Origin of the sequence: [Clostridium] saccharolyticum WM1 (assembly GCF_000144625.1) — a bacterium.
In the GTDB taxonomy this organism is placed as follows: Bacteria; Bacillota; Clostridia; order Lachnospirales; family Lachnospiraceae; genus Lacrimispora; species Lacrimispora saccharolytica.
On the sequence record NC_014376.1, the window covers coordinates 488,865 to 509,542 of the forward strand.

A 20,678-nucleotide genomic window follows, 5' to 3' on the forward strand; every position below is an offset into this window, starting at 1 on the left:
TATTCATGTGAACAACAGTCCTTTGTGGGAAATTCAGGAGGTTACCAATGTTTGATAAATTAGATGATATATTAATTCATTATGAAGAATTGATGCAGGAGCTTAACAATCCTTCCGTAACGGAGGATCAGAACCGGTTTCGGAAGCTGATGAAGGAGCAGGCGGATCTGGCGGATCTGGTGGAGACTTATACCCAGTATAAGAAAGCAAAGCAGACGGTAGAGGACAGTCTGGCGCTTCTGGAGGAAGAAAGCGACGAGGAGATGCGGGAGATGGCAAAGGAAGAATTATCCGAAGCCAAGAAGCAGATTGAAGCGCTGGAGCAGGAGCTTAAGATCTTGCTTTTACCGAAGGATCCCAATGATGATAAGAATATTATCCTGGAGATCCGTGCCGGTGCAGGCGGGGACGAAGCAGCCCTGTTTGCTTCCGAGCTGTACCGTATGTATGTAAACTATGCGGAGGGCCACCACTGGAAGGTGGAACTGATCAGCGTCAATGAAAATGGAATCGGCGGCTTTAAGGAAGTGGTTGCCATGATTACCGGCAAGGGCGCCTATTCCAAGATGAAATATGAAAGCGGCGTTCACCGGGTTCAGCGTGTGCCGGAGACTGAAAGCGGAGGAAGGATCCACACCTCCACGGCTACGGTAGCCGTCATGCCTGAGGCAGAAGAGTTCGACGTAGTAATCGAGGATAAAGACGTAAGGATCGATGTGATGCGTGCCTCCGGAAACGGCGGACAGTGTGTAAACACCACCGACTCAGCCGTTCGTCTGACCCATATGCCCACTGGTATCGTAATTTACAGCCAGACGGAAAAATCACAGCTTCAGAATAAAGAAAAGGCCTTTCGTCTGCTGCGTTCCAAGCTTTATGACATTGAGCTGGAGAAAAGGCAGAATTCAGAAGCCGAGGAAAGAAGAAGCCAGATCGGCACCGGAGACCGATCTGAAAAGATCCGTACTTATAATTTCCCTCAGGGACGTGTAACGGATCACAGGATCAAGCTGACCCTTTATAAAATTGATTCCATAATGAACGGGGATATTCAGGAGCTACTGGATTCCCTTATTGCTGCAGATCAGGCTGTGCGCTTAAGCAAATTAAATGAAGAGATGTAACAATACCGGATTAACGGTATCACTGGTCTGATGCGGAATAAAAAAACAGTTAAGTATTATTACCCTGTTCCGTGGCGGAACGGGGTTTTTTTATAGGTTCATTCCGCTTATCTGTGTTATGGATTTTCTGTTTTACCGGAGTATAACTTCTTCGGAATTGCTGTTCTTCTAACAGTGGATCACGAAAAGCCACAGTTACCTGTAAGAAGAGATTACCACTTTAAAATTGGAAAAAAGAATCATTTAGTTCCCATGTAAACCGTGTTATTATTAAATATGCATTAAAAAATGCGGTTAAATTATGAAAGAACAGATAACAAACAAAAACCATTGACCAGTACAGATAAAATATTTTGATTATTAAAATTCTGTTTAGCAATATCATAAATAAATGAAGGCTGGCATGAATCATTAGGAGTGAGGATATATGGACAGGCGAAAGCGGCAGATCCTGGATATTTTATCAGACAATGAATACTATACGGCAGAAGCTCTTGCAGGGCGGATCCGTGTCGGAACCAAGACCATTCGCAATCTTCTGAAAGAAATAAATCAGGAAATGGAGCACCATGGGGCTTCGATTCTTTCGAAATACGGGGTAGGATATTATCTGAACATATGGGATAAGGAAATGTACAATGCGTTTATCCAGGAATTCTGCACCCATCTTTCTGATCAATATCTGCCAGATTCGTCGGAGGAACGAATACAATACCTGCTGGAATATTTGTTTAACAGCCCTTCCTATGTGAAGTTGGATGAATTGAGTGACAGTCTGTATATATCCAAGAGAACACTGACCGCGGATCTAAAGGAGGTTGAACAGTATCTTAATAAGTTTAACATAAAGGTGGTACGAAAACCAAATTACGGAATCAGACTGGAAGGCGGAGAGTTTGAGTCCAGGCTCTGTATCGCCTCTTTTTCCGGAAAACGGCTTCATAAGGGCAATGAGAGTATGGATGAGATTGCGGCCTGTGTATCGGAAGTTCTTAAAAAGAATGATTTTATGATTCCAGGAACGGCTTATCAGAACCTTGTTGTCCATCTCTACATCGCCATCAGCCGAATCATGGAATGCCATTATGTGCCCATGCCTGAGGAACCTTTAAAGAATATGAATGGCCGTTATGAGTATCAGATCGCAAAAGAAATTGCTGAGCAGATAGAAATAACATTCCGCATTTCATTTCCTGAAACAGAGATTGTTTACATTGCCATACACCTGGCGGGGAAGAAGATGATATATCATGCCGATGAAACAGATCAGAATATCATCATCACCCAGGAAATCAGTGATCTGGTTACTGTTATGCTGGAACGGGTGTATGATCTGTTCAAATTTGATTTCCGCAATGATCTGGAGCTTCGCATGCTGCTGTGCCAGCACCTGGTGCCCTTAAGTGTCAGGATCAAATATGATATGGATTTAAAGAATCCTCTTCTTCGGGATGTAAAGGAAAAGTTCTTCCTTCCCTATACCATGGCCTGCAATGCGGTCACCGTGATAAATGAGCACTTTCATATTCTTTTATCAGAAGATGAGATTGCGTACTTTGCTTTTGCATTCGCGTTTGCCCTTGAGCGGAAGAAGACGGAGATAGAGAAGAAAAATATACTTCTGGTATGCTCCTCCGGGCGGGGAAGTGCAAAGCTTCTTCAGTATAAATACCAGAATTCCTTTAAGGAATATATCAACGAAATCACAGCCTGTGATGTGGGAAGCATTTATAAAGTGGATTTTTCAAAATATGATTATATCTTTACAACCGTCCCCATTACGGTTTCCGTACCTCTTCCCATTTTGGAGGTGCAGTATTTTCTTGATGACAAAGACATTAAGAACGTAAAAAGGGTTCTCACTTCCGAGAAGACCTCTTCCGTGGAGAATTACTATGAACGGGAACTGTTTCTGCCTCATCTGAAGCTGCGGACAAAGGAAGAGGTTCTTCAGTGTATGTGCCAGTTTGTTATGGAAAAGAAGAATCTTCCAAAAGAATTTTATGAATCAGTGTGGAAGAGGGAAAGGTTAGCCAGGACGTCTTTTGGAAACATGGTGGCAATGCCTCACGTTTACAAGGCCATCAGCGAGGAGACGTTTGTATGTGTGGGGATCCTCGATGAACCGGTGGACTGGGAAGGGCAAAAAGTACGTGCTGTTTTCCTGGTTTCCATAGCCAATAAGGATCATACCAGTGATGAACTGCAGCGTTTCTATCAGATGACGGCGGCCTTCCTTTTAAGCCAGAAACAAATCCAGGACCTGGTCAAGAGACAGGATTATGATGCGTTCATAGAAGCCATGAGCAGTATAGAAGCCCAGATTCCCAAGGAAGTATAGGGGATGTAAGAAAGAACAAGACGTGTGCAAAACCATAACCATTTTGCCCGCGTCTTGTTCTTTTTCTTGGTTATGGCCCCTGACCTCATTTGTGAGCAGCACTATTTGAGGAAAAAGATAGGAAAGGGGTGCCATTATGAAAATGGAAAAAGGCAGCGTGGAGTTGTGGAAAAAAGTATGATAGTATGGGAATGTGCAAGAAGTAAGCGTTGTTCATTTTTTCCTGATTTCATGTTCCGCCGGGAGAGGGGGACAGAAGAACCGGTATATTACAGATAATACTTCTACATGAGGCAATTAAGAGATAAAGAACTAAAAAGCATGGAAGTCAAAAAGTCATTGCCCGATTTGGATGGGACCATGATATCTGCATCTACGTAATTGCCTTTATGAAACACATAATCACAGGTTAAAAGAGAGGCAGTGTGGGAATGGATATTGAAATGATTGTTATGAAGCTTGTGGTCTGCGGAGGGAATGCCAGAAGCAGTGCTATTGAAGCACTGCGTTCGGCAAAAAACGGCGATTTTAAACATGCAGACGAACGGATGGAGGATGCGGAAAAGACGATTCAGGAAGCCCATGAGGTCCAGACGGAAATGATCCAGAATGAGTTAAACGGAGAAAAGGTAGAAGTAGGACTTTTAATGGTTCATGCTCAGGATCATCTGATGAATGCCATGACGGTCATGGATTTATGTAAGGAAATGATTGATATTTTAAAAAAAAATAATTCACGATAGAAAGGAAGCTGTTTATGAGAAACATTGTTTTGTTTTGTGCGGCAGGAATGTCTACCAGTCTCTTGGTCCATAAGATGAAAGAGGCTGCAGCCAAAGAAAATTATGACTGCAAAATCAGTGCCTATGCGCTTGCAAGCACCAAGGACAAAGGACCGGAGGCAGATATGATTCTGTTAGGGCCACAGGTTCGCTTCAGCAAGGATAAGGTAGAGAAGGATTGCCCGGGCAAAATCATTGAATGCATCGATATGCAGGTCTACGGCACTATGAACGGGGCCAAGGTCATCGCCCAGGTAAAAAAGGCTTTGGGTGATTAGGGCCGGCACAAATTTAAGGGGGAAGTAAAGATGGATAAATTGATGAATTGGTTGCAAGACACAATTATACCGCCGCTGACAAAATTAGGAAGTCAAAGGCATCTGGTAGCAGTGCGTAATGGTTTGACCTTAACGTTACCTGCCATCATAAGCGGAAGTATATTTCTGATTATCGGAAATATCCCAATAGAAAGCTGGACTAATTTTTTAGCACCTTATGAAAATATGATCAATGCTGCTGTGGGAGTTTCCTTTGGGATTATTTCCCTTTTAGCCGCAATTGGAATTGGTTATGAGCTAAGTAAAAGTTATGAGCTTGATGCAGTATCAGGTGCAGCCTTATCGGTAATGGCTTTTGTCACCACACAGCTTTCCGATGGTTTTGTCATTGATCCTGCGGGCTTTGATTCTACCGGGTTGTTTACGGCAATTATTGCGGGGATTGTTACTACTGAAATTTATAATTTCTGTATTAAAAAGAACTGGGTCTTTAAGCTGCCGGAGGGCGTACCGCCTGCAGTAAGCAATTCCTTTGTTTCTTTGATACCTGCTATGCTGATTTTACTGTTGTTCTGGACCGTTCGTGTACCGCTGAATTTTGATATTACTACATTTATTGCCAGTGTATTTTCGCCTTTGCTGCATGCATTAAACAGTTTACCAGGAATATTGCTTTACACATTTTTGGTGAGTTTGCTGTGGTGTGCAGGCATTCATGGGGATATGACCCTGGAGGGGGTTGCAGATCCCATATTTTTAGCTTTCGTTGCAGCAAATGCATCCGCTTATGCAAAAGGAGAAGCACTTCCTTATATCACAGCTTCTGGTTTTTCCAGCTTATTTGTCAATGTAGGCGGGACGGGAGCTACCTTAACGCTGGTCCTCCTGATGATTTTCTCAAGATCAAAAACGTATAAGGAATTAGGAAAAGTGGCATTGCCAGGTTCCATTTTTGAAATTAATGAACCGGTTATTTTCGGGTTTCCAATTATCATGAATCCTTTGATGATGATTCCTTTTATCCTGATCCCACTGGTATTGGCTTCCAGCAGTTATTTCCTGATGTCTGTCGGATTAGTGGGTAGACCCATGATGATGGTACCCTGGACGATGCCCCCGATCATTGGACCTTTAATGGCCACCGGCTGGGATATAAGAGCCGCAATCTGGTCTGCTATTGAAATCGTCATTGCTATCGCCATTTATATGCCATTTTTCAAAATTGCTGAGAAACAAATGCTGGAGAAAGAAAATCAATCCTTTGAAACAGTGGAAAATGAAGTGGCGGCAGCGGTTGAAGATTAAGGAGGGAGGAATTTGTTATGTCAAAAAAACTGAAAGTTGTAACAATTGGCGGGGGATCCAGCTATACACCGGAATTAGTGGAGGGATTTATAAAAAGATACCATGAATTTCCCATTAATGAATTATGGTTAGTGGATATCGAAGAGGGCAGACACAAGTTAGAGATTGTGGGAGCATTGGCGAAACGCATGGTAAAGGCAGCAGGAATTGATTGCCAGGTATACTTAACTTTGGACCGGCGGGAAGCCTTAAAAGACGCGGATTTTGTAACCACTCAGCTGCGGGTTGGATTATTGGATGCACGCATTCTGGATGAACGCATTCCATTAAGCCATGGGTTAATTGGTCAGGAAACCAACGGTGCAGGAGGTATTTTTAAAGCATTGCGAACCATTCCGGTAATTTTGAACATTGTCGATGAAATGAAAGAACTGTGTCCCAATGCCTGGCTGATCAACTTTACAAATCCTTCCGGTATGATTACTGAGGCTGTTTTAAGATATGGAAATTGGAACAAGGTGGTTGGTTTATGTAACATTCCGGTTAATGCTGTTTATGAAGAAGCTGCAATTCTTGATGAAGATCCATCGGACCTGTTCTTCCAGTTTGCGGGTATTAACCATCTCCACTGGCACACTGTATTTGATAAAAAAGGGGTTGACCGGACCGATGAACTCATTAAAAAGATGTATGGAAGCGGAGAAACAAATTCCATTGTTGCAAATATCAAGGATAACCGGTTGATTTTTGAGCAGGTAGAGAATCTGCATATGGTTCCATGCCCCTATCATAATTATTATTACTATACGGATAAAATGCTTGCGGAGGAATTGGAAGATTTTAAAAACAATGGAACCCGTGGGGAAAAGGTTAAAGGAATTGAAGCGGAATTGTATGAATTATATAAAGATCCGGATTTAAATGATAAGCCTAAACAGTTAGAAAAACGGGGCGGAGCCAGATACAGTGATGCTGCTTGTGAAACAATTACTTCGATCTATAATGATAAAAGGACTACCATGGCCGTCAGTACCAGAAATAACGGTACGATTACGGATTTGCCTGATGATTGTGCGGTTGAAGTTACTTGTACTTTAACAGGAAAAGGACCGGTTCCTTATCATTTCGGAAGCTTTAAGCCTCAGGAAAGAGGATTGCTGCAATTAATGAAATCCATGGAGGAATTGACCATTGAAGCGGCTGTTACAGGGGATCGGGGCACATTGCTGCAGGCCTTTATGATGAACCCTCTGATTACCAGCGGAGATGTAGCAAAACAGGTAATGGAGGAATTATTGGAAGCACATAAAAAATATCTTCCAAATTTCTTTCAATAGGTGAAAGCATTCTTTTATTTGAGGAAGGGGGATAAATCTTCTTGATTAACAAAACAGGGAAAGGGACAATCATTGTACTGCTCATAGGGGCATTGTTTTTGTCAGGCTGTACGGTAAACCAGGCCAACTGTCAATCTAAAAAAGAGATGGAAAGCAGTATTTCTTTGAAAGACCCGGAAAAGAAAGAAACAGCCATGGAACTGGTCTCCAGTGCGGAAAATTCATCTCTGGATTGGAAAGCCCAATACAGCTATATAGAAGATATTCATGATGGGCGGGGGTATACCGCCGGAATCATCGGTTTTTGTTCCGGGACCGGAGATATGCTGCAATTAGTAAGGGACTATACAGAAGCCGAACCAGAGAATCTGTTAGGGAAATACATAGAGGCTCTTGAAAAGGTAAACGGCACGGATTCCCATGAAGGATTAGGGGAAGCTTTTGAAAATGACTGGAAGGCGGCCAGTGAAGATATGGGATTTCAAAATGCCCAGAATAAAATCCGGGATGATATGTATTTTAATCCGTCTGTGGACCAGGCACTGAACGATGGATTATCCGTTTTAGGCCAGTTTATTTACTATGATGCCATAGTAATGCATGGCCCCGGAGATGGATCTGTCCCTTATGAAGAAAGCTTTCCGGGCATAAGGGAGGCCGCAGGAAAGAAAGCGAAGCCTCCGGCGGCTGGAGGAGATGAAACAGAGTATCTGACGGCGTTTCTTGATGAAAGAGATAAGGTGATGGGACTGGAAGATGCTCATGAAGACTTAAGCAGAACGATTGCTCAGCGGAAATTTTTAAAAGAAAAGAATTTCTCATTAACAAAACCTCTTGAGTGGGAAATGTATGGAGATCCCTTCAGAATCGATAAATAAGATGGTACCCGCAGCATAAAACACCTATTCATAGAAAGGCAGCAGCTTTTAGATAATCTGGAGCTGCTGTCTTTTCTATGGAAACGGATCCTGTTCTATTGCCCTATCATGATCCGGATGATCTCCTTATTGGTTTCCCTCATCCCTTCTTTCCCCAATCTGCCTACGTTTCGAATGGTGGCTTCCACTCCTTTTGTAACGATTCCGTCTCCGTCCATAAATTGTTGTCCCTGAACGTACATGTTATAGCCCAGTATACCGGCTTCTATGGATGAGGCGATTTTTGCCGCACAGGAGGATTTGGCACCATCGCAGACAATGCCGGATACAATCGCAAGGGCATTGACAATGGTATGGATGACTTCTTCATATCCCCCTCCGCAAAGATAGGCGATCCCGGCGCCTGCACCGGCCCCTGCATTGACTGCTCCGCAGTAGGCGGATAATCTGCCGATGGGGGTTTTCTGGTGAATGGCGGCCAGGTTGGATAAGGCTAAGGCCCGGTACATTTTTTCATCGCTGACTTGTAAGGCTTTTGCATATACGATGACAGGCACGGAAACGGTAATCCCCTGATTTCCGCTTCCTGAATTGATAACTACAGGCAGGCTGCATCCGTTCATTCTGGCGTCAGAGCCAGCCGCTGCCATGGCCCTCGCCTTTATGGACAGATCATTCCCGGAATTTTTTAAGAGCACCTTGCCAATATTGGCCCCATAGCTTTCCTTAAGCCCTTCTTCGGCAATGGCCCAGTTATAACGGATCTGGCGGTCCAGGATCTCCCGGATGTGGTCGATGTCCACGGTGTTGATGAAGTCCCAGATATCCTCCATATTCAGCAGGCTCCGGTCGGTGGGAGTCTCTTCGTTTAAAGCATCCATCTGCTGGATTATGGTTCCGTCTTTTTCAATGTGAACAATGTTTGTGTGATAACCGGCAATGCGCACCCTGCTGTAGGAATCGCCTTTATACAGAGTCATCAGGATGTCAAAACTGATGCCGCTGTCTAAATGTTCCACCGTGACCGTCCTTTCGTCCAAAAAGGTTCTCATTGCCATAATCTGCTCCGGCGTGGCCCCTGCAAGCACCTCCAGCCCCTTATCCGGATCTCCTGCCACGATTCCTGCCGTGACTGCCGCAGGGATGCCCTTTAAATGGCCGGTGTTGGGAACAATCACGGATTTCACGTTCTTAATAATGCTTCCGCTGACGGCCGCCGTCACCCTGTCAGGCATTTCTCCCAATACTTTTCTTGCCACTGCGGCGGCATAGGCCAGAGCAATGGGCTCGGTACACCCCATGGCAGGAAGCAGCTCCTCCTTTAATATCTGTACATAAGCGCGGTATTTACTATCTGCCTTTTCCATATGAACATTAATTCCTTTCTGATAGTATCATTGATTTGTTTTATAAAGACAATGTGAATAAGCATTGATTTCTTGCTGGTTATAATGTAACATAAAAAGAAATGGAAGTAAAATTTAATGTTTTTAAGATTATATTTAAAATATTTAAATCAAGAAAGAAAGGGATGGTAAGATGGAGCTGCGCGAAATTAAGACATTTTTAGAAGTGGCAAACAGGAAAAGCTTTTGCAGAGCGGCTGAAAAGCTGGGGTATTCCCAGGCTGCCGTTACCGTACAGATCAAGCAGCTGGAAAAGGAATTAAATGTTCATCTGTTTGACCGGCTGGGAAAGCAGACAACCCTGACTCATGAAGGAGAAACCTTTTACGGGTACGCCGCTGAGGTGGTAAGGAATTTAACTCATGTAAAAAATATTTTATCCCAATCCTCGGAGCTTTCGGGAAGGCTGGTCATTGGAACCATAGAGTCCATCTGCTCCACCTTGTTTCCGCCTTTGATCCGGGAGTTCCACCGCCTTTATCCCCTGGTCAACGTAAGCATTGTGGTGGATTCACCCGGCGTCCTTCTTGACATGATGAATCACAATACCATTGACCTGGTATATTTTCTTGATGAGCTTATGTACGATGAAAAATGGGTGAAGGTAATGGAGAAGCCTGAAAGCATTATTTTTGCCGCGTCAAAAAACCATCCCTATGCAATGGAAGCTGGCCTTACCATGGATCAGGTCATTTCTCAGCCGATGCTGCTGACGGAAAAGGATGCCAGCTACCGGTTTATGCTGGAGCAGCATTTGGCTTCCTGCGGAAAAAAGGTCCATCCCTTTCTGGAGATCGGCAATACGGAATTCATCATCAAGCTCCTTCGAAGCAATGCAGGAATCTCCTTTCTGCCGGAGTTTACCATATCCAGGGATATAGAGGAAGGGATCTTAACTTCCCTTAAAATGAAGGATTTTCACTTAGAGACCTGGAGGCAGATGGTCTATCACAGGGATAAATGGATCAGCAGAGAGATGAAGGCATTTATAGAACTGGTCCAAAGGATGGAGCAGGGGAGTGAATAAAACCGCCTGGGGAGCTGCCAAAAGAGTGATTGTACAGGCAGTTTTCATGTGCTATACTTGACAGATAAAAGAAAAGTGCACGGAGGTTTAAGAGATGGAAGCGTTAAAAATCGGAATCATGGGCACCGGTGGGATCGCATCAATACTGGCAGAAACAATGCTTCAGATGCCGCAGGTGGCTCTGATGGGAGCCGGGTCCAGAAGTCTGGAAAAAGCGGAGGAATTTGCGGCGCGTTTTTCCTTAGAAAGGGCGTACGGTTCCTATGAAGAGCTTGTTAAAGATCCGGATATCCAGTTGATCTATATTGCCACGCCCCATTCCGAGCATTACAGCAATGCAAAGCTGTGCCTGGAGAATGGAAAGCATGTTCTCTGCGAAAAGGCCTTTGCAGCCAACTATGCCCAGGCAAAAGAGATGACTGATCTGGCCAGGGAAAAAAAGCTCTTGATAACGGAAGCCATGTGGGTGCGCTATATGCCCATGGCAAAGACTCTGAAAGAGATTTTACATTCCGGCATCATCGGAGAGCCCATGACCCTTACCGCTAATCTCTGCTATCTGATTTCTGACAGGCCCCGTCTGATAAAGCCGGAGCTTGCCGGTGGAGCCCTTCTGGATGTGGGGGTCTATACTCTTAATTTCGCTTCTCTCGTTTTTGGCGATGAAATATCAGATATCCAGTCCAGCGTGATCAAAACGGAAAGCGGAGTGGATGCCCAGAACAGCATGACCCTGTGCTATCCGGGAGGAAAAATGGCGATCTTAAACAGCTCCCTGCGGGTGCTGTCCGACCGACTGGGGATCATTTACGGGACCAAGGGATATCTGGTGGTTGAAAATGTCAATAATTTTGAAGCTATCCGGGTCTATGATGCCAAACGGCAGCTGGTGGAAACTCATCTCCAGCCGGAGCAGATATCCGGTTATGAGTACCAGATCGAGGCCAGCAGGGAAGCCATCAGAAATGGCTGGACCCAGTGTCCCCAGATGCCCCATAAGACCATTCTGGCCATTATGAAGGTTATGGACGAGTTAAGAAGACAGTGGGGAATCCGCTATCCGTTTGAGATATGATAACGTATTTTCGCCGGATTTTCCGGGAAATTATAAAAAGAGCAGTGCCTGATATAAGCGGCACTGCTCTTTTGCGCAGACATTGAGCCGGATCAAGAAAAACCAAAAGCGTGTTTTTCATAATTACCGGACTTCATTCATGCGGCCGCCGGCATCGACATAGGAGCCGTCAATTACCTGATTTACGGCCATTCGTCCGAGTAGGCCGTCGGAATTCGGGTTAAAATAGTACCAGAAGCCATCGATCTTATGCCAGCCGGTGACCATGATTCCGATCTGGTTTGTATAAAACCAGCCGCCATAATCCGGATCATGAACCCAGCCGGTGACCATGGAGCCTTCATCCTTTCCCTCATGGGGATTGAAATAATACCACCGGTTGTTTAAAAGACGCCATCCCGTTGCCATGTAGCTGTTGTCCATAAAATAATAGGAATGCCCCTGGTATTCCGCCCATTTCCCGGAAGGAAAGGTGGAATTCCACTGGTTGAAAAACCGCCAGCCCACCTCATCCTTTATCCAGGTACCAGCCAGGTATATGGACTCATCCTTTGTGTGGGCGAAGCTGTCCAACGGACGGATGCCTGCTGACAGAAACAGGGAAGCTGCGAAAACTGCCGCTGCCCGGCGAATAAGCTTCCAGCGGGAAAGATGTTTCATAAAACCGTCACCTCCTGAATGCAAGGATTAAAATAACTGCTTTGATTATAGGCGAAGGTCTTGGAAAAAACAATCCAGGGAAGAAAAACGTAAGATTTTTGTTTGAATTCTGTCTGAATACGGGAAAACGATCTTGACACCAGGAACACTATTTGTTATATTACATATAGAACAAATAAAGCAATGTTTTTACATAAACGGAGAAAAAGGAGGAGCAATTATGAATATTAATAAATTTACCCAAAAGTCGATGGAAGCCGTCCAGAATTGCGAAAAGCTTGCCTATGAATACGGAAATCAGCAAATAGAGCAGGAACATATGCTTTACAGCCTTCTTACCATGGAAGACAGCCTGATTTTAAAATTAATAACAAAGATGAATATACAGAAAGAGCAGTTTATCAATGAAACGGCTCAGGCAATGGAAAAGCTTCCTAAGGTCAGGGGCGGGCAGCTATACATCAGCAATGATTTAAATAAGGTCTTAATAAGCGCCGAGGATGAGGCAAAGGTCATGGGGGATGAATACGTTTCCGTAGAACATCTGTTTCTTGCCATGTTAAAGACGCCGTCAAAATCCGTAAAGGAACTGTTCCGGAACTACGGCATAACCAGAGAAACGTTTTTACAGGCCCTTTCCACCGTAAGAGGAAACCAGCGGGTGGTCAATGACAATCCGGAAGCTACCTATGATACCCTTACCAAATACGGCTTTGATATGGTAGAACGGGCCAGGGACCAGAAGCTGGATCCGGTCATCGGACGGGACAGTGAGATCCGCAATGTTATCCGGATTCTTTCCAGAAAGACCAAGAACAACCCGGTTCTCATCGGGGAACCGGGAGTAGGTAAGACGGCAGTGGTGGAAGGCCTGGCCCAGCGGATCGTCCGTGGCGATGTGCCTGAGGGCTTAAAGGATAAAAGGCTGTTTGCCCTTGATATGGGAGCACTGCTGGCAGGTGCCAAATACCGGGGGGAATTTGAGGAACGTTTAAAGGCAGTTCTTGACGAGGTGAAGAAAAGTGACGGACAGATCATCCTGTTCATTGATGAACTTCACACCATTGTAGGCGCTGGGAAAACAGAAGGTTCCATGGACGCAGGCAATATGCTAAAGCCAATGCTTGCCAGAGGAGAGCTGCACTGCATCGGCGCCACAACTCTTGACGAATACCGCCAGTATATTGAAAAGGATCAGGCCCTGGAACGGCGGTTCCAGCCGGTCATGGTGAATGAACCCAGTGTGGAAGATACCATATCCATATTAAGAGGGCTAAAAGAGCGGTATGAGGTCTATCATGGGGTAAAGATCACGGACTCAGCCCTGGTATCGGCGGCAGCATTATCTGACCGCTACATCAGCGAGCGTTTTCTTCCGGATAAGGCCATTGACCTGGTGGATGAAGCCTGTGCCATGATAAAAACAGAATTGGATTCCATGCCGGCAGAGCTGGATGAGCTGTCAAGACGCATCATGCAGATGGAGATTGAAGAAGCTGCCTTAAAGAAGGAAACCGACCGTTTGAGCCAGGACCGCCTGGCAGAGCTTCAGAAGGAGCTGGCAGAGCTTCATGACGAGTTTACTTCTCAAAAGGCCCAATGGGAAAATGAAAAAGCTTCTGTTGACCGGTTGTCCTCCTTAAGGGAAGAAATCGAAACCATAAACAGGGAGATTCAGGCGGCACAGCAAAAGTATGATTTAAACCGGGCGGCGGAGCTGCAGTATGGAAAGCTTCCACAGCTTCAAAAGGAGCTGGAGGCGGAAGAGGAACGGGTGAGAAACCAGGATTTGAGCCTTGTCCATGAAAGCGTCACAGAGGAGGAGATCTCCAGGATTGTGTCCAAATGGACGGGAATCCCCGTATCCAGGCTGACGGAAGGGGAGAGAAATAAAACCCTTCACCTGGATCAAGAGCTTCATAAGAGAGTCATCGGCCAGGATGAGGCAGTATCAAAGGTTACGGAGGCCATCATCCGCTCCAAAGCAGGAATCAAGGATCCCACAAAGCCCATTGGCTCCTTCCTGTTTTTAGGACCTACCGGTGTTGGCAAGACGGAGCTTGCCAAGGCCCTGGCAGAAAGCCTGTTTGATGACGAAAATAACATTGTCAGGATCGATATGAGCGAATATATGGAAAAGCATTCCGTATCCAGACTGATCGGAGCGCCTCCAGGCTATGTGGGCTATGACGAAGGTGGCCAGCTGACAGAGGCAGTCAGGAGAAAGCCCTATTCCGTAGTGCTTTTTGATGAGGTGGAAAAGGCCCATCCAGACGTATTTAACGTATTGCTTCAGGTTCTTGATGATGGCCGGATCACAGATTCCACCGGAAAAACCGTTGACTTTAAAAACACCATCATCATCATGACCTCCAATATCGGCTCCCAGTATCTGCTGGCAGGCATTGATGAAGAAGGATATATTAAGGAAGATGCACAGGCAATGGTAATGAACGACTTAAGGAACCATTTCCGTCCCGAGTTCTTAAACCGTCTGGACGAAATGATCCTCTTTAAGCCTCTTGACAAGGAAAATATTGCAGGTATCATAGATCTGCTCCTTGCAGATTTAAATAAACGGGTGGAAAATCAGGAATTAAAGATTGAACTGACTGACCAGGCCAAGGAATTTGTGGTGGAACAGGGATATGATCCGGTTTACGGAGCCCGTCCCCTGAAACGTTACTTGCAAAAGCATGTGGAAACCTTAGCAGCCAGGATCATCCTTGGGGATGAGGTTCGGGCAGGAAATGTGATCGTCATTGATGTATCGGAAGACGGCCAGAAGCTGATCGCCTATCTGGAGTAAAAGGAAAGAGTTGCTGCATTTGAAAAAAGGCACTGCAAAGGAAAGGTAATCCTCCCTTTGCAGCGCCTTTTTTCTTATGCCTGCCACAGAATATCTCTGTTAATGGTGCGGTAAAACAATTCCCGGATCTCTTTTTTATCCCTGCTCTGTCCCAGGATCCACATGAGCTTTGTCACTGTGGCCTCCAGGGTCATATCATAGGCTTCCAAAAGTCCAAGTTCCTTTTTAATGGAGTGGCCTACCTCGTATACGGACATGTTGCTGCCCTCATTGGTCACCTGGGTGGTCATGACTACGGTTTTTCCAAGGGCGATCCATTTTTTCACTGCCTTATAAAAATCTCCTGTGTCATAAGAGGGAAGACCGCCTACGCCAAAGGATTCTATGATCACCGCGTCATAATGCGCCGCCATATAATCCAGGACATCCGCTCCCATGGAAGGGATGAGCTTCATCAATGCCACATGGGGATTTATTTCATGGAAAAACTGTGCCTGTCTCGGGCAGGAGGCCTTGTCATCTACATAAAACAGTACATGCCCATCCTGGATTGTGGCAATATAAGGGAAATTAATGCTGGAGAAGGCATTGTAGCTTTTGGTACGCTCTTTTTTTCCCCTTGTGCCTGCAATGGCCTTTCCGTCAAAAACAATGGTAACACCATGGGCCTTAGGCTCGCTTGCAAAACGGAGACTGTCAGATAAATTGGTACGGGCATCGGTATTTTCCATATCAATGGGCCTTTGAGCTCCGGTGATGACAATGGGCTTTCCCGAATTCTGGACCAGATAGGAAAGGGCGGATGCCGTGTAAGCCATGGTGTCCGTGCCGTGGCAGATTACAAAGCCGTCATAGTCCTCATAATGAGCCTCAATGGCTTTAGCCATGGAAAGCCAATGATGAGGCTGCATGTTGGTGCTGTCTATATTAAGGATTTGTAGGCTGTCTGCCTTGCAGAATATTGATGTCTCTGGAACATAGGAAAGGATCTCGTCTGAGGTGAGGAGAGGTTTTAAGCCGCTGTCGCTCCGTTTACAGGCAATGGTGCCTCCTGTACCAAGCATTAGTATTTTTTTCATATGGATTACCTCCTGAGGGATTTCAATATCTGATTGTAACACTGATTTCCCCATTCGTACAGTGCTACTTTTCTCGAAGTCTCCTTTAAGGAGATTTTGACGCCGAAATCAAGTGGACAGCTTAAATTCTTCCTCTTCTGGCTGGAATCCGTGATTCTTGTTTTGGGAGATTCACAACAATGAAAATTTATGATAAAATATACATAGGAACAGAATAGGAGGAGGGAAAAATGTTTAACATACCTAAAGATCCGGCAATGCTGTTAAGCTATATCAATACTCAGTTAAGAGACTATTATCCTTCTCTGGAGGAATGCTGCCATAGTCTTGGGATCCAGGAAGAGGATCTGACCCTTTCTCTGGCTGCAATTAATTATTATTACGACAGGGGAAGAAATCAGTTTGTATAAAAGGGGGTCATCGCCGTTGCGGTGGCTCTTTTTGCGCGGGCAATGAATCCTTGCTCATTGCCTGTGGGAATCAGGCGGATCAGATGTCCGCTGAGACAGGAGGGATCTATTATGGAAGCAGCTTGGATACAGACGGTTGGAATATGGAACTGGTTGATGGATCATCTGATTTACATCAACCTGATCCTGTCAATTATTATCGTGTTTTTCCAGAGGCGTGACCCCAAAGCGGTCTGGACCTGGCTTCTGGCCCTGTATTTCATTCCCGTATTCGGCATTCTTTTTTACCTGCTTTTGGGCCAGGATATGCGAAAGGGCAAGATGTTCCGGGTCAAGGAAGTTGAGGACCGGGTGCGTTATTCTGCAAAAAACCAGGAGGAATTTTTAAAAAGCCATGACATCAGCCTGGTATCTTCCCTGTCCCGTGACTATTCGGATCTGGTGGTATACAATCTGGAGACTTCCGGGGCTGTGCTGACCGTTGACAACACCGTGGATATATTTACGGACGGAGAGAAAAAATTCAAAGATCTAAGAGCGGAGCTTTCAGCAGCCGTCCGCTTCATTCATATGCAGTATTATATTATTAAAGATGATGAGCTGTTTGATTCCATAATCCCTATTCTCATAGAGCGGGCGAGGGCCGGGGTGGAGGTGCGCATTCTATGCGACGGCATGGGAGGGCGCTTCATGCCAAAGGATAAATGGAACAGGCTGAAGGATAACGGGGTAAAGGTAGGAATCTTTTTCCCGCCTTACCTGGGCAGGCTCCAGCTTCGGGTGAATTACAGAAATCACAGAAAGATCGTGGTCATTGACAACCGGGTGGGGTATGTGGGCGGCTTTAACATCGGCAGGGAATACATTTCAAAGGATACCAGATTCGGTTACTGGAGAGACACTCATCTCAAGCTTATGGGAGGCTCCGTGTTGAGCCTTCAGATTCGTTTTGCCCTGGACTGGAACTATGCAGCAGGAGAAAACCTGTTTCGGAATATGAAATATTTCTGCGAGGATGAAGACGGAAGATGCCTGGATTCCATGGGAGTGGTTGATATGAGTGATGAGAGAAAGCATCTTGGAATCCAGATCATTGCAAGCGGTCCTGATGCCAGGAGCCGTCAGATCCGGGACAATTATATCCGCCTGTTTTCAAAGGCCAGGGACCACATCTATATACAGACCCCTTATTTTGTGCCCGATGACGCCGTACTGACCACTTTGCAGGTAGCTGCCCGTTCTGGTGTGGACGTAAGACTCATGATCCCCTGTAAGCCGGATCATCCCTTTGTTTACTGGGCATCCTATTCCTACGTTGGGGATTTAATCTCTGCCGGAGCCAGATGCTATACCTATGAAAACGGGTTTCTCCATTCCAAGGGGGTTATGACCGACGGGAAAGTCAGCTCTTATGGGACTGCCAATATGGATATCAGGAGCTTTGAACTTAATTTTGAAGTAAATGCAGTAATATATGACGAAGAAACTACCCGCAGGCTGGAGGAACTGTTCCTTCGGGATTTAGAGAGGTGCAAGGAGATCACCAGAGAGGTGTACGAGGAGAGAAACCTTTTCATCCGGATCAAGGAACAGGGAAGCAGGCTGTTATCTCCTCTTTTATAGACCCTTTTCTTAAACATCACCTGTTTGACGGTTGTAGAAATTATCTTTTTATGTTCATAATATCCAGCCAACCGACGCATAATGAAAGGTATGAAGACACTAACACAACTAAACTTAAAACAGTTACCATTTAATTTCTTCAAATGCGGGGTGACGGGCTGGTGCCTGGAAGTTATCTTTACCTCCACGGAATCCATTTTACGCCATGACTGGCGGCTCATGGGGCAGACCTCTCTTTTAATGTTCCCCATCTATGGCTGCGGAGCTCTTCTAGGCCCTATTGGAACGATCATCGACCGCTGGGTGACCCCTGGTTCCGGACTCGTAGCCAGGAAGACGGAGCTGGCTATCCGCCACGGATTTCTTTACATGGTCCTCATTTTTGTGGCGGAATATTTTGCCGGCTCCCTTTTGCGGGGCGGGGGGATGTGTCCCTGGGATTATACGGGACGAAGCACCAATATTGACGGACTGATCCGTCTGGATTTTGCGCCGCTGTGGTTTGCCACAGGACTGTTGTTTGAACAAATTACAAAAAAGAAAGGCGGGTAGTATTGTAATTAAAGTCGCCATTTTATATAATAGATGAAATGGAGGACGAGACCAATGATACGTTTTATTCTTGTAGCAGCAACAGTCATTATCTTTTTGATTTTAAGCATTCCGGTTCTGGTGGTTCAGTGGCTGATCGGAAGAAAAGACCGTCACCTGCGGGAGGTTCAGAGTCTGGCAGTGGTCCAGTGGATTTTCCGGATCCTCCTTGGAATGGCCGGTGTGTCTATTACGGTCAAGGGAAGAGAGAATATTCCCGCAGACCGGGCCGTTTTGTATGTGGGAAATCACAGAAGCTATTTTGATATTCTGGTGGGCTATGTGTCAGTTCCCGGCCTCATGGGATTTGTGGCAAAAAAGGAAATGGAGAAGATCCCTCTCCTCTCTGCCTGGATGAAGAATGTAAACTGCCTGTTTCTAGACAGGCAGAACTTAAAGGAAGGGTTAAAAACCATTCTTACTGGGATCGAACAGGTAAAACGCGGGGTTTCCGTCTGGATTTTCCCGGAGGGTACCAGAAACCGGGAGGAAAACCCCCTGGATTTACTGCCTTTTAAGGAAGGAAGCATAAAAATTGCGGAAAAAAGCGGCTGCCCGGTGGTGCCGGTGGCTATGACAGGAACCGCAGAGGTGTTTGAAAGCCATTTTCCTTTCATCCGTCCCTCACAGGTAACCATTGAATTTGGAACGCCCATTTACACAAAGGAGCTGGAGCCGGAATTCAGGAAATTCCCCGGTGCCTATGTGGAGAGTCAGATAAAAGCCATGCTGGAAGCGGAGTTAATCAGCCAGGGAAAGCTTTCCGGCAGGGCATAAGAATACAGACAGATAAGACAAAGGAATGATAAGACCCATGAAAACATTGGATTTGCAGGAGATCAGAAAGCAGCTTGACGGGATCGACCATGAAATCGTATCCTTATTTGAAAAGCGGATGAAGCTTAGCGGACAGGTTGCGGAATATAAGATTGAAACAGGCAAGCAGGTTTATGATAAGGAGAGAGAGCAGGAGAAGATCCGGGCTGTGACAGGCATGGTGGAAGATGAGTTCCACAAACAGGCGGTAAGAGAGCTGTATACCCAGGTAATGACCATCAGCCGCCATTTCCAGTATAAGCGTATGGCGGAACACGGGCTTAAGGCAGAGCATGATTTCCGTCCGGTACAAAGCCTTCCCATAAAGCAGGCCCGGGTGGTGTATCAGGGGGTGGAAGGTGCCTACAGCCATGAGGCTGCCCTGAAATACTTCGGGGAAGACGGAAATATCCGCCATGTGGACTCCTGGGAGGATGCCATGAAAGAGGTAGCGGCAGGAACTGCGGATTACGCGGTGCTTCCCATTGAAAATTCCTCAGCAGGAGCAGTCACTCACAATTATGATCTGCTTATTAAATACCGAAATTACATTGTGGCGGAAACCTTTCTTTCCGTGGATCATGCCCTTCTTGGGCTTTCGGAGGCAAATGAGGAAGACATTCAGACGGTGTTTTCCCATCCCCAGGCACTGATGCAGTGCTCCGAATTCTTAAATGCCAACAGAGAATGGAAGCAGGTCAGTGTGGAGAATACCGCCGTAGCTGCCAAAAAGGTCTTAGAGGATGGAGATCCGTCCCAGGCGGCAGTGGCCAGCGAGATTGCGGGGAAGATTTATGGCCTGAAGGTTTTAAGAACATCCATTAACCATAATAAAAACAATGCTACCCGGTTCATTATCCTGTCAAAGGATCCGGTATACCGGGAAGATGCGGGAAAGATTAGCATCAGCTTTGAACTCCCTCATAAGAGCGGCTCTCTTTATAATATGCTGAGTAATTTTATCTACAATGGGGTCAATATGAGGATGATCGAGTCAAGGCCCATATTGGGGAGAAACTGGGAATACCGGTTTTTCATAGATATTGAGGGGAATTTAAGTGATGCCTCCATACAGAATGCTTTAAAGGGAATATCCGAAGAGGGGAGCAACATGAGGGTTTTAGGAAATTATTAAAG

18 protein-coding genes are annotated in these 20,678 nt (G+C 45.6%); 15 read left to right on the plus strand and 3 right to left on the minus strand.

The window, feature by feature from the left end; all coding sequences use genetic code 11:
- Positions 1-47: 47 nt before the first annotated feature.
- The 7 genes from prfA (at position 48) to CLOSA_RS02280 (ending at position 8,045) form a co-directional block, all read left to right on the plus strand.
- Positions 48-1,124, plus strand: a complete 1,077-nt coding sequence (gene prfA, locus CLOSA_RS02245; protein WP_013271167.1) for a peptide chain release factor 1 — start codon at positions 48-50, stop codon at positions 1,122-1,124.
- A gap of 427 nt (positions 1,125-1,551) precedes the next feature.
- Positions 1,552-3,465 (plus strand): BglG family transcription antiterminator, encoded by a 1,914-nt coding sequence (locus tag CLOSA_RS02250; RefSeq protein WP_013271168.1) that lies wholly within the window; start codon positions 1,552-1,554, stop codon positions 3,463-3,465.
- 431 nt (positions 3,466-3,896) lie between these two features.
- Positions 3,897-4,208, plus strand: a complete 312-nt coding sequence (locus CLOSA_RS02260) for a PTS lactose/cellobiose transporter subunit IIA (protein WP_013271169.1) — start codon at positions 3,897-3,899, stop codon at positions 4,206-4,208.
- Between the two features lie 14 nt (positions 4,209-4,222).
- On the plus strand, positions 4,223-4,525 hold the full coding sequence (locus CLOSA_RS02265; protein WP_013271170.1) for a PTS sugar transporter subunit IIB: 303 nt from the start codon (positions 4,223-4,225) through the stop codon (positions 4,523-4,525).
- A gap of 30 nt (positions 4,526-4,555) precedes the next feature.
- Complete coding sequence (locus CLOSA_RS02270; RefSeq protein WP_013271171.1) at positions 4,556-5,830, plus strand: PTS sugar transporter subunit IIC; 1,275 nt, start codon at positions 4,556-4,558, stop codon at positions 5,828-5,830.
- 17 nt (positions 5,831-5,847) lie between these two features.
- Positions 5,848-7,167, plus strand: a complete 1,320-nt coding sequence (locus tag CLOSA_RS02275; protein WP_013271172.1) for a 6-phospho-beta-glucosidase — start codon at positions 5,848-5,850, stop codon at positions 7,165-7,167.
- A gap of 41 nt (positions 7,168-7,208) precedes the next feature.
- Entirely contained in the window at positions 7,209-8,045 is an 837-nt protein-coding gene (locus CLOSA_RS02280; protein ID WP_013271173.1) for a chitosanase, read from the plus strand.
- A gap of 95 nt (positions 8,046-8,140) precedes the next feature.
- On the opposite strand, the gene CLOSA_RS02285 is transcribed toward CLOSA_RS02280, so the two are convergent.
- Positions 8,141-9,412 (minus strand): L-cysteine desulfidase family protein, encoded by a 1,272-nt coding sequence (locus tag CLOSA_RS02285; protein WP_013271174.1) that lies wholly within the window; start codon positions 9,410-9,412, stop codon positions 8,141-8,143.
- A gap of 172 nt (positions 9,413-9,584) precedes the next feature.
- On the opposite strand from CLOSA_RS02285, the gene CLOSA_RS02290 reads away from it, so the two are divergent.
- Positions 9,585-10,478 (plus strand): LysR family transcriptional regulator, encoded by an 894-nt coding sequence (locus tag CLOSA_RS02290; protein ID WP_013271175.1) that lies wholly within the window; start codon positions 9,585-9,587, stop codon positions 10,476-10,478.
- A gap of 94 nt (positions 10,479-10,572) precedes the next feature.
- Positions 10,573-11,553, plus strand: a complete 981-nt coding sequence (locus tag CLOSA_RS02295; protein ID WP_013271176.1) for a Gfo/Idh/MocA family protein — start codon at positions 10,573-10,575, stop codon at positions 11,551-11,553.
- A gap of 123 nt (positions 11,554-11,676) precedes the next feature.
- Here the strand turns inward: CLOSA_RS02295 and CLOSA_RS02300 are convergent, their stop codons facing one another.
- Positions 11,677-12,213, minus strand: a complete 537-nt coding sequence (locus tag CLOSA_RS02300) for a glucan-binding protein (protein WP_013271177.1) — start codon at positions 12,211-12,213, stop codon at positions 11,677-11,679.
- A gap of 220 nt (positions 12,214-12,433) precedes the next feature.
- On the opposite strand from CLOSA_RS02300, the gene clpB reads away from it, so the two are divergent.
- Entirely contained in the window at positions 12,434-15,022 is a 2,589-nt protein-coding gene (clpB, locus tag CLOSA_RS02305) for an ATP-dependent chaperone ClpB (RefSeq protein WP_013271178.1), read from the plus strand.
- Between the two features lie 74 nt (positions 15,023-15,096).
- On the opposite strand, the gene CLOSA_RS02310 is transcribed toward clpB, so the two are convergent.
- The gene (locus tag CLOSA_RS02310; protein ID WP_013271179.1) at positions 15,097-16,101 is read right to left on the minus strand and encodes an asparaginase; all 1,005 of its coding nucleotides are present in this window, start codon (positions 16,099-16,101) and stop codon (positions 15,097-15,099) included.
- A gap of 230 nt (positions 16,102-16,331) precedes the next feature.
- On the opposite strand from CLOSA_RS02310, the gene CLOSA_RS02315 reads away from it, so the two are divergent.
- The 5 genes from CLOSA_RS02315 (at position 16,332) to pheA (ending at position 20,676) form a co-directional block, all read left to right on the plus strand.
- A complete protein-coding gene (locus tag CLOSA_RS02315) occupies positions 16,332-16,511 on the plus strand; it encodes a DUF4250 domain-containing protein (RefSeq protein WP_013271180.1) in 180 nt (59 codons plus the stop codon).
- A gap of 111 nt (positions 16,512-16,622) precedes the next feature.
- Positions 16,623-18,134, plus strand: a complete 1,512-nt coding sequence (gene cls, locus CLOSA_RS02320) for a cardiolipin synthase (protein WP_013271181.1) — start codon at positions 16,623-16,625, stop codon at positions 18,132-18,134.
- A gap of 81 nt (positions 18,135-18,215) precedes the next feature.
- Entirely contained in the window at positions 18,216-18,686 is a 471-nt protein-coding gene (locus CLOSA_RS02325) for a putative ABC transporter permease (RefSeq protein ID WP_013271182.1), read from the plus strand.
- A gap of 54 nt (positions 18,687-18,740) precedes the next feature.
- Complete coding sequence (locus CLOSA_RS02330) at positions 18,741-19,502, plus strand: lysophospholipid acyltransferase family protein (RefSeq protein ID WP_013271183.1); 762 nt, start codon at positions 18,741-18,743, stop codon at positions 19,500-19,502.
- Between the two features lie 37 nt (positions 19,503-19,539).
- Positions 19,540-20,676 carry a prephenate dehydratase gene (gene pheA, locus CLOSA_RS02335; RefSeq protein ID WP_013271184.1) on the plus strand — a complete coding sequence of 379 codons (1,137 nt, stop codon included), beginning with the start codon at positions 19,540-19,542 and terminating at the stop codon, positions 20,674-20,676.
- Positions 20,677-20,678 lie beyond the last annotated feature (2 nt).

What these genes read in the sequence shown, in the direction of transcription:
- prfA (WP_013271167.1), top strand. Translation starts at nt 48, where the DNA reads ATGTTTGATAAATTAGATGATATATTAATTCATTATGAAGAATTGATG.
- CLOSA_RS02250 (WP_013271168.1), top strand. Translation starts at nt 1,552, where the DNA reads ATGGACAGGCGAAAGCGGCAGATCCTGGATATTTTATCAGACAATGAA.
- CLOSA_RS02260 (WP_013271169.1), top strand. Translation starts at nt 3,897, where the DNA reads ATGGATATTGAAATGATTGTTATGAAGCTTGTGGTCTGCGGAGGGAAT.
- CLOSA_RS02265 (WP_013271170.1), top strand. Translation starts at nt 4,223, where the DNA reads ATGAGAAACATTGTTTTGTTTTGTGCGGCAGGAATGTCTACCAGTCTC.
- CLOSA_RS02270 (WP_013271171.1), top strand. Translation starts at nt 4,556, where the DNA reads ATGGATAAATTGATGAATTGGTTGCAAGACACAATTATACCGCCGCTG.
- CLOSA_RS02275 (WP_013271172.1), top strand. Translation starts at nt 5,848, where the DNA reads ATGTCAAAAAAACTGAAAGTTGTAACAATTGGCGGGGGATCCAGCTAT.
- CLOSA_RS02285 (WP_013271174.1), bottom strand. Translation starts at nt 9,412, where the DNA reads ATGGAAAAGGCAGATAGTAAATACCGCGCTTATGTACAGATATTAAAG.
- CLOSA_RS02290 (WP_013271175.1), top strand. Translation starts at nt 9,585, where the DNA reads ATGGAGCTGCGCGAAATTAAGACATTTTTAGAAGTGGCAAACAGGAAA.
- CLOSA_RS02295 (WP_013271176.1), top strand. Translation starts at nt 10,573, where the DNA reads ATGGAAGCGTTAAAAATCGGAATCATGGGCACCGGTGGGATCGCATCA.
- CLOSA_RS02300 (WP_013271177.1), bottom strand. Translation starts at nt 12,213, where the DNA reads ATGAAACATCTTTCCCGCTGGAAGCTTATTCGCCGGGCAGCGGCAGTT.
- clpB (WP_013271178.1), top strand. Translation starts at nt 12,434, where the DNA reads ATGAATATTAATAAATTTACCCAAAAGTCGATGGAAGCCGTCCAGAAT.
- CLOSA_RS02310 (WP_013271179.1), bottom strand. Translation starts at nt 16,101, where the DNA reads ATGAAAAAAATACTAATGCTTGGTACAGGAGGCACCATTGCCTGTAAA.
- CLOSA_RS02315 (WP_013271180.1), top strand. Translation starts at nt 16,332, where the DNA reads ATGTTTAACATACCTAAAGATCCGGCAATGCTGTTAAGCTATATCAAT.
- cls (WP_013271181.1), top strand. Translation starts at nt 16,623, where the DNA reads ATGGAAGCAGCTTGGATACAGACGGTTGGAATATGGAACTGGTTGATG.
- CLOSA_RS02325 (WP_013271182.1), top strand. Translation starts at nt 18,216, where the DNA reads ATGAAAGGTATGAAGACACTAACACAACTAAACTTAAAACAGTTACCA.
- CLOSA_RS02330 (WP_013271183.1), top strand. Translation starts at nt 18,741, where the DNA reads ATGATACGTTTTATTCTTGTAGCAGCAACAGTCATTATCTTTTTGATT.
- pheA (WP_013271184.1), top strand. Translation starts at nt 19,540, where the DNA reads ATGAAAACATTGGATTTGCAGGAGATCAGAAAGCAGCTTGACGGGATC.